The organism is Kaistella pullorum (assembly GCF_014837035.1).
In the GTDB taxonomy this organism is placed as follows: Bacteria; Bacteroidota; Bacteroidia; order Flavobacteriales; family Weeksellaceae; genus Kaistella; species Kaistella rhinocerotis.
In genome coordinates this window covers 1-2,969 of sequence record NZ_JACSPS010000014.1, presented here as the reverse complement: position 1 = coordinate 2,969, position 2,969 = coordinate 1, and the positions used below count along the sequence as shown (strand labels likewise).

3 protein-coding genes are annotated in these 2,969 nt (G+C 33.0%); all 3 read right to left on the bottom strand.

Annotation, left to right across the window (positions count from 1 at the left end):
* Positions 1-193: 193 nt before the first annotated feature.
* The 3 genes from H9628_RS11780 to H9628_RS11770 all read right to left on the bottom strand — a co-directional run bounded on the left by H9628_RS11780 (position 194) and on the right by H9628_RS11770 (position 2,835).
* Positions 194-796 (bottom strand): hypothetical protein, encoded by a 603-nt coding sequence (locus tag H9628_RS11780; RefSeq protein WP_251834338.1) that lies wholly within the window; start codon positions 794-796, stop codon positions 194-196.
* A 167-nt stretch (positions 797-963) separates the two neighbouring features.
* Positions 964-1,548 (bottom strand): hypothetical protein, encoded by a 585-nt coding sequence (locus tag H9628_RS11775; protein ID WP_251834337.1) that lies wholly within the window; start codon positions 1,546-1,548, stop codon positions 964-966.
* Between the two features lie 714 nt (positions 1,549-2,262).
* Entirely contained in the window at positions 2,263-2,835 is a 573-nt protein-coding gene (locus H9628_RS11770; protein WP_251834336.1) for a hypothetical protein, read from the bottom strand.
* Positions 2,836-2,969: the final 134 nt, after the last annotated feature.

Here is a 2,969-nt window from a genome sequence, read left to right as displayed (position 1 = left end):
TGACGCAAGAAATTAATGCTAGTAAAATTAATGGTATAAAAAATATACATTTGATTTTCATAGAATGTCGTACAACGTTTTGGCGCTTGGCGAAGAAGCGGATTTCGAAGCACAAAACTGTCTGCTAGCACTAAACTTGATACGAAGCCAAACTTCATTTAAGTATTGAACCCGCTTTTTTGCCAAATGCCTGTCATAGCCAGTTTTTCTTGTCAGCTTCATTTAATTCTTCAAAGTTGTTAAACCATTCTCGTCCATTGTCGCCAAGCCCATAGTGTCCAAGTTGTAGTTGTTTTGCTGTCTGTTCATTTTCAATTACTAATAACTCGTTTGTAAACTCTGTATTTACTTCTCCGTTATTTATTTCAATTGATGATATTAGAAAAAAAGCGTTTTCTGTCTTAATCACAAATTCTTGAGGATAATAACCAACAGCACCGTCCCACGGAATTTTCATCCAATAAATGTCAACGCTTTTTATTGTCTGCCCAATGATTTTTGTGTCAAATATTATTGGTTTTTTTTCTTCTTCTATAAATTCAAATTCGGTTGTTCGTCCTTCAGAAATTGTCAGTCCGTAATGAATGTCTGTGAACCTGCAACCAATTGAGAAGTATATGTTGTCAGATTTAATGTCTATGCCATTATGAAGGCTTTTGCCATATGAATTTTCAACCTCTGAAAAGTCCTTGTCGGTGTCTTCAAGATAGAAAACTATTTCGTCAATGCGTTTTCCAACAAGTCTATTAAGATTGTCGAACTGTTGTGAATATAATTTTGCGCTGTCTGTTGTCAATGTTGTGTCGTCCTTTAAAATTGGCTATAACGTTTTGCGGCTTTGCGATGGTGCGGCTTAATATGACAAATCTTTCTATAATAAATTAAACTTCAAAATATCTAAAATCTTTAAACTTGCCAAAATCTCGCACTATTGCAAAACCGCTGTTATCTGCTGATTTCTTATTATTCTATTTGAGTTACAATAGGAAATCTAAAACTTGATTTAATATTTTTTCCCTCTTTTTGTGCCGGAATCCAATTTCCTTCAGTTTTATAAAGTGCGATTTTGGATAATGTGTTGAAAGCATCATTTTCACCAACTGCTTCGACATTCTTGATTTTTCCGTTTTCGTCAATGACAAATTTTAGTTCAGATTTCAATGTCATTCCAACTAAATTTGGAAGAAAGGGATGCTCAAACAAGTCGATGTTATTAAACATGTCTTTTCTATATCTGCCAATTCCTCCATTTTTATACTCAATTATTTTATCTTCTTCTTGTGATTTATATTCAGGAAGTTCTTTTAAATCGTTTTCATAAGCATTTTTCAATATTTTATCATATTCTGATATTCTTTGCTTGTTAATTTCCGTCGCAACTTTCCAATATTTTTTTGAAGTTTTATTTTTTACGGGAATTTGTGCAGTTTTTACGTCATAAATACTATCAATTTTTTTGATTTCTTCAATTTGCGAAAAGCAAAATGAAAATGATAAAATTAAAGTTAATAATGTGATTTTTTTTATTGTCATAGTCTTTCCTTTCATTTTAGGCGTGATTTTTTAATATAGCAGATAACGGTTGGGTATTTCTGTTGGAGGGGATTATTATAACAGGTTTTTGTAAATATAACAAGAAGAACAACTAGCGAAATCTTTATGATGTAAACTTCAACCCCGCTAATAGAAATATTTTGTTATGCGTTCGTGCTACAGTTCATTACTTAGTTCTTCTAATATTTTTCTTAACTTCAGAACTCCTACGGAGTCACAAAAGTAGAGTTGATTATTACTCGGGTGAAGCCGTCCAATTTCCAAACAATTTTGCCTAATTTCCTCAAGTTTAGGATTCAAGATTTTTTGATTAAAGGCAAGGTCTGCACTATCTGAATATGTTATTTCAGGGTATCGCCCTTCTGACAAAGCGATGATAAATTTTAGCTCTTTTGTCAATTTTATTTTTGTGACAGGTAGAGGGATTTCAGTCATAGGGCCGAAAAGAAAAGAAAGCACTAAAAATAGCACAATCAATCCAACTAGTATTAAAATTAACCACAATAACACAAGAATCCTTCTTTAAAGTTGTATTAAATAACTCATTTAACGGTGTTTATTTCGCATGACGCATAACGGTTGGGTATTTCTGTTGGCGGGGACTTTTTAAACCAAGTTTTTGTAAATGTAACAAAATGAACAACTAGCGAAAATCTTCATGATGGAAACTTCAAACCCGCTAATAGAAATACACTGTTAGCAGAAGTGTTATCTTTTTTCCAGTTTTTGAATAAATTGTCTATTTATTCGAGTTTTGCTCTTCTGTTTGAATAAGTTGTATAATTTCGAAGTTAGTTCTATTTCTTTGTTGGAATTCGTTCCTTCAGAACCGCCAATCGAATAGATTCGATTATCTTTTAATACAATTACCGTATTAGTACTCGCGCCATCAATTACAGGATATTTTTTTTCATCCTCTTTAAAGTCATTCTCCGTGAAAGATGTGATGATTTTTTGAATGGCTTTTATCTCATCTTCATTTAGTTCTAAATATTCAGGTTCCAACTTTGGATTATCGTCTATGAATTGTTGATGTTCAATTCTCCGATTATCTAATTCCTTGTCATTTGCATGTTTTGGTGGTGGAGGCGGTGGAATCAAATATTGAGAGGGATTATAAAATATGAGAAATTTGTCACTCAGATTAGCGATGATTTCAAAATGCTGAATAAAGGGTGGATAATATCCAAACTTTACAAACTTTGCCTCGTTAGAATTAATTTTCTTTTCACAACCTACGGTTGTGAAAATCAGAAGAATTATTGCGAAAACATATTTCATGCGGAACTGGTTTCTTACATTTCTGCTAACGTCCGGCGTATATGGAGGGTTGCGGCGGCTGCCCCAGATCTCCGTACAAAAACCGGACTTTAAACTTAGCGAAAATTCTGATACAAAAGCAGACTTCCGCAATC